Source organism: Propionicimonas sp., assembly GCF_047606205.1.
Taxonomy (GTDB): domain Bacteria; phylum Actinomycetota; class Actinomycetes; order Propionibacteriales; family Propionibacteriaceae; genus Propionicimonas.
Window position 1 is genome coordinate 1 of record NZ_JASGES010000098.1, and the last position, 5,788, is coordinate 5,788.

The following is a 5,788-nucleotide window of genomic DNA, read 5'->3' on the forward strand; positions in this document are numbered from 1 at the left end:
AGCAGGCCACCGATCACCTCGGCGACGAAGACCGTGGCGGTGATCGCGACCACCGCGACCAGGCGTCGCCGGTGTCGGCCGGTAGCGGTGAGACCGTGCGCGTGGTCGTGGTCGTGGCTCATCGGGGAGCTCCGGCCAGGGCGGCCGGCGAGGCCGCGGGGTGCCCGGGCCGGCCGCGCGCATGCCGTCCGGGCACCCCGCGGCCTCGCCGGTCGCCCTGGCCGGAGCTCCCCGATGAGCCACGACCACGACCACGCGCACGGCCTCACCGCTACCGGCCGACACCGGCGACGCCTGGTCGCGGTGGTCGCGATCACCGCCACGGTCTTCGTCGCCGAGGTGATCGGTGGCCTGCTCTCCGGATCGCTGTCGCTGCTCGCCGATGCCGGCCACATGTTGTCGGACTCGGCCGGCCTGGTGATCGCCCTGGTCGCCGCCCACCTGGCCGCCCGCCCGCCGACGAAGGCCCGCACCTTCGGGCTGCAGCGCGCGGAGGTGCTGGCCGCGCTGGTCAACGGGGTGCTGCTGGTCGCGATCGCCACCTCGGTGCTGATCGGGGCGATCCTGCGCTGGCAGTCCCCGCCCGAGGTCGACAGCGGCCTGATGCTGTGGGTGGCCCTCGCCGGCGTGGCCGCCAATATCGCCGGCCTGCTGATCCTGCGCGAAGGGCGCGAGGCGAGCCTCAACCTGCGCGGCGCCTACCTCGAGGTGCTGGGCGACCTGATCGGCTCGCTGGCCGTCATCGCCGCAGCGATCGTGATCGCCGCCACCGGCTTCACGCGTGCCGACTCGGTCGCCGCGCTGGCGATCTTCGTCCTGATCGTGCCGCGTGCGGTCGCGCTGCTGCGCGAGGTCGTCAACGTGCTGCTGGAGGCCACCCCGTCGGGCATCGACCTGGACGAGGTTCGCACCCACCTGCTGGAGACACCTGGCGTGGCGGCCGTGCACGACCTGCACGCGTGGACGATCACCAGCGGTTCCCCTGTCCTCACCGCGCACATCGTCGTCGACGCCGCCTGCCTGGCCGACGACCGCACCGGGGAGGTCCTCGACACCCTCTCCGAGTGCCTCGACGATCACTTCGACCTCAGTCACTGCACGCTGCAGCTCGAGCCGGAGGCCCACCGCCAGCACGAGCGCCCCGTCCACGACTGACCCTGGCCGGCCCCGTCCCGGCCCCCGACGCCGGCCTGCGCGGACACCGACCCAGCGGGCGGCATCTTCTGTCATTATCTGCGTATGGACGCAGATATGCAGGCAAGCCGGCTTCCCACGGAACCGCTCTCGCCCGACAGCGAGTACGTCGACCTCGCCGCGGAGGTGTTCACCCTGCTGTCCGATCCGACCCGGATCCGGCTGATCCTCGCCCTCGAGGACGGCGAACTGCCGGTCGGGGAACTGGCCGAGCGGGTCGGCAAGGCGCCGACCGCCGTCTCCCAGCACCTCGCCAAGCTGCGCTGGGCGAAGGTGGTGCAGACCCGCCAGGAGGGCACCCGCGTCTTCTACAGCCTGATCGACGAGCACGCCCGCGAACTCGTCCACCAGGCGGTGTTCCAGGCCGAGCACGTGATCGACTTCTGGCCGAGGCACCACCGGCCCTCGACCGCGCCGACGGCCGGGCGATGAGCACTCCGCCCACCCTCGCGCCCGCGGCGGCGGGGCTCGTCCCCGAGTCCCCGCTCACGTTGTGGCGGCGGATCGACCGCGGCGACCTGGCCCGGGTGGCGGTCGTGGCCGCGCTGGCCGTGGCCGCCGCCGTGGCACCGGCGCTCGGCGCGCCGTGGTGGGTCTCGGTGAGCGTCGCGGTCGCTGGTCTGGCCGTCGGCTGCTGGCCGATCGTCGTCGAGGCCGTCGAGGACGCCCGCCGGCAGCGGATGAGCATGGAGTTGTCGATGCTGCTGGCGATCGTTGCCGCAGCACTGATCGGGGAGTGGGTGACCGCGCTGGTCATCACGGCCTTCGTGCTGGCCGCGGAGATCCTCGAGGACCTGTCGATGGACCGCGGCCGCGAGGCCCTCACCGAGCTGATCAGCTTCCTCCCCTCGCGGGTGCGGGTGCGCGACGGCGGTGAGCTCGTCGACGTCGACCTCGAGGAGGTGGCCGTCGGGGACGAGGTGCTGGTCGCCCCCTGGGGCCGCGTCCCGGTCGACGGCACGGTGGTCGACGGAGCGTCCAGCGTGGACGCGTCCCGCATCACCGGCGAGCCGCTGCCGGTGGACGTCACCGCGGGGGCGTCGGTCTGGGCGGGCTCGGTGAACCAGGCCGGCGCCATCGTCGTCCGCACGGAGAAGGTCGGTGCCGAATCGTCCTACGGACAGATCGTCGAGGCCGTGCGGGCCGCCCAGTCGTCCGAGGCGCCCGTCCAGCGGCTCGCCGACCGGCTGGCCGGCTGGCTGGTCTACGTCGCCCTGGCCGGCGCGGCGCTGACCTGGCTGTTCACCAGGGACGCGACCGCGACCATCTCCGTCGTGATCGTCGCCGGCGCCTGCGGCGTGGCGGCCGGGACGCCGCTGGCGGTACTCGCGGCGATCGCACGGACCGCCCGCAGCGGCGCCTTCGTCAAGGACGGGGCGCACCTCGAGGAGCTCTCCGCCGTCGACGTCGTCGTCTTCGACAAGACCGGCACGCTCACCCATGGGCAACCGGTCGTCGCCGGGGTCGAGGTGGCGTCCGGAGTGGCACTCGGCGAGCTGCTCGCCCTGGTGGCGTCGGCGGAGCTGTACTCCGAGCACCCGGTCGCGCAGGCGATCCTCAGCCATGCCCGCGCCGCCGGTGTCGAGGTCGCCGCGCCCGAACGGTTCCTGTCCGAGCCGGGCCTGGGCGTGTCGGCGACAGTCGCCGGGCACCGGGTCGTGGCGGGCAACGCCGCCCTCGTCCCCGACCCCGCCGGCCGCGCCGGGTCCGCCGGGACCGCCGTGCAGGTGGCGATCGACGGCACCTGGGCGGGCACGATCCGGCTCGGCGACACCGTGCGCGACTCGGCGTCCGGCTGCGTCGAACGGCTGGAGGCCCTGGGGGCGCGCGTGGTGATGATGACCGGCGACAGCGAGTCCGCCGCGCGCGAGGTCGCGGCCCGGGTCGGCATCGACGAGGTGCACGCCGGCCTGCTGCCGGCCGACAAGGTGGCTCTGGTCAGCCGGCTGCGGGAGTCGGGCAGCCGCGTCGCGATGGTCGGGGACGGGGTGAACGACGCCCCGGCGCTGGCGGCGGCGAACGTCGGGATCGCGATGGGCAACGGCACCCACATCGCGATCGAGAGCGCCGATGTCGTCCTGATCAGTTCCGACCTCGCCGACCTGGCCCGGGCCCTGCACACCGCGCGCAGGGCGCGGCGGATCGTGTGGGCGAACGTCGTCGGCACCGTCCTGGTGGACGTGGCCGGCATGGCGCTGGCCGCCGTCGGCGTCCTCGGGCCACTGCTGGCCGCGATCGTCCACGTCGGCAGCGAGTCGGCGTTCATCCTCAACTCCGCCCGCCTCATCCCGCGCCGGCGACGTCGCTGACCCTGCGATGATGGACGCTGCCGCCACGCGCGGCGGCACCGGGAACGAAGGAGACGTGGAATGAGTGTCGGCGAGGTCGTCCTGGTCGGCGGCGGGCCCGGGGACCCCGATCTGCTGACGGTCGGGGGGCTGAAGGCGCTGCGAGCCGCGGACGTGGTCCTCTACGACCACCTGGCCCCGCTCGCGTGCCTGGCCGAGACCCGCCCGGACGCCACCCTCCTCGACGTGGGCAAGATCCCGCGCGGCCACCACACCCCGCAGGCCGACATCAACGCCCTGCTCGTGGAGCATGCGCGCAGCGGCGCGCTGGTCGTCCGGTTCAAGGGTGGCGACCCGTTCGTGCTGGGTCGCGGCTCCGAGGAGTGGCAGGCCTGCGCGGAAGCCGGCATCCCCGTCCGCGTGATCCCTGGGGTGTCGTCGGCGATCGCGGGCCCGGCGCTGGCCGGCATTCCGCTCACCCACCGCGGGCTGACCCAGAACTTCTCCGTGGTGTCGGGCCACGTCGGCCCCGACCACCCCGCGTCCACGGTGAACTGGGACGCGCTGGCGACCAGCTCTGGCACGATCGTGATCCTGATGGGCGTCACCCACCTGGCCGACATCTGCGCGGGCCTGGTCGCGCGCGGCCTCGCCCCCGATACCCCGGCGGCGATCGTCGCGCGCGCGACGAGCCCCGAGCAGCGGGTGTTCCGCGGCACGGTCGCGACGCTGCCCGGGATCGCCGCGTCCGCCCATGTCGAGCCGCCCGCCCTCACCGTGATCGGTGCCGTCGTCGCCCTCGACCTCCTGGGTCCCACCGCGTCCTGACCACCCGCCCCCCGTCGTTCCGGGGACGGTTCCTTTCCCGTTCGCTGGTCCGTCCCCTTTCTCGTTCAGGGGACGGTTCTCTTCCGGTTCGCTGGTCCGTCCCCTTTCTCGTTCAGGGGACGGTTCTCTTCCCGTTCGCAGATCCGTCCCCTTTCTCGTTCAGGGACGACGCCTCGGCGCGCCCGGGCGTGAATGGTTCAGGGGACACTCCTGCGAACGGGAAAGGAACCGTCCCCGAGATCCGCACCCCGGGCCGGCGACGGAGCTGGGCAGCGGCCCGCTCCGGGTCGGTCAGGGCTCCAGGGGCCCCAGCCATGCGGACGCGACCGTCGCGTGCGCGGACTCGGGATCCGAGGGGTGGAACAGGCCGGCCAGGACGTCCCGGTACAGCCGGCTGAGTTCCGCGGACGCGAAGTAGGCCGACCCGCCCGAGACGAGCAGCGCGTCGTCCACGACGGCCTTCGCCGTGGACACCGCGCGGTGCTTCACGCCGGACAGGAGCGAGAACCAGCGGGCACCGTGGTCGACGAACGCATCCACGTCCCTGCACAGTCCCTCGACCTGGGGCGGGAGTGCGTCGTAGGCCAACGCCATGTCTGCGATCCGCCAGCGGATGTCCGGGTCCTGGCTGTACGCCTTGCCGGACTTCTTCGAGCGCCTGCGCGCCACCGTGTCCACCGCGACGTCGAGCGCCCGCCGCGCGATACCGGTGTAGACCGAAGCCAGCAGCAGCTCGAAGGTGCTGAAGATGCCGAACACGATCGGGTCCGGGTTCGGGCCGGGGTCGACCCTGCGGACCACGTGCTCGGCCGGCGCGACCGCACCATGCAGTTCCGTCGTGCGGGACTGGGTGCCCCTCATGCCGAGCGTGTCCCAGTCGTCGCGGGTGACCACCGCGTCGGTCCGGGGGACGAACGCATAGACGAGCTTGGGCCCGTCCGCGCTGGTGGTGTCCAGGCCGTGCAGGCCCAGCTGCGTCCACACCGGTGCGAGCGAGGTGAAGATCTTCGTCCCGGTGAACGCGTAGCCGCCTCCGGCCAGGGGCTCTGCCACCGTGTCGCTGCCGAACAGCACCAGGTCGTTGCCCGCCTCGCTGATTCCGAACGCGAACAGCTCGCCGGCGACCGCACCCTCCTGGACGAACCGCAGGCCGTCGATGCCACGATCGCCCAGGATCTTCGCAACCCCCGTCCAGACCAGATGCATGTTGATCGCCAGCGCAGTGGCGGGCGCGGCGGACGCGAGCCGCTGCTGCAGGATCGAGGCCTCGGCGAGCCCCAGCCCGGCGCCCCCGAGTTCTCGCGGCACGAGGATCGCCAGGTAGCCCGCGGCCTTCAGGTCGGCCAGGTCGTCGTCGGGGAAGGTGTTCTCCCTGTCGTGGGTGGCCGCTCGCTCGCGGAACCGGGCCAGCAGGTCGTCGGGCAAGAGGACGGACGGGTCGAATGCCATGCCCCGATCCTCGCACCCAGAGCAAGGAC

Annotated in this window: 5 protein-coding genes; 4 read left to right on the forward strand and 1 reads right to left on the reverse strand. The window is 73.1% G+C overall.

Translation table 11 applies throughout. The features are described from left to right. Window positions 1-234 precede the first annotated feature (234 nt). The 4 genes from QM633_RS06490 (at window position 235) to cobA (ending at window position 4,310) form a co-directional block, all read left to right on the forward strand. On the forward strand, window positions 235-1,155 hold the full coding sequence (locus QM633_RS06490) for a cation diffusion facilitator family transporter (RefSeq protein WP_415152920.1): 921 nt from the start codon (window positions 235-237) through the stop codon (window positions 1,153-1,155). Between the two features lie 84 nt (window positions 1,156-1,239). Further along, window positions 1,240-1,626, forward strand: a complete 387-nt coding sequence (locus QM633_RS06495; protein ID WP_415152921.1) for an ArsR/SmtB family transcription factor — start codon at window positions 1,240-1,242, stop codon at window positions 1,624-1,626. After that, window positions 1,623-3,503, forward strand: a complete 1,881-nt coding sequence (locus QM633_RS06500) for a heavy metal translocating P-type ATPase (RefSeq protein ID WP_415152922.1) — start codon at window positions 1,623-1,625, stop codon at window positions 3,501-3,503. Before QM633_RS06495 ends, QM633_RS06500 begins: the two co-directional genes overlap by 4 nt. Before the next feature lie 60 nt (window positions 3,504-3,563). Next, the gene (gene cobA / locus QM633_RS06505) at window positions 3,564-4,310 is read left to right on the forward strand and encodes a uroporphyrinogen-III C-methyltransferase (RefSeq protein WP_415152923.1); all 747 of its coding nucleotides are present in this window, start codon (window positions 3,564-3,566) and stop codon (window positions 4,308-4,310) included. A gap of 291 nt (window positions 4,311-4,601) precedes the next feature. Here cobA and QM633_RS06510 read toward each other — a convergent pair. Then, a partial coding sequence (locus QM633_RS06510; RefSeq protein ID WP_415152924.1) for an acyl-CoA dehydrogenase family protein occupies window positions 4,602-5,788 on the reverse strand: 1,187 nt, incomplete at its 5' end.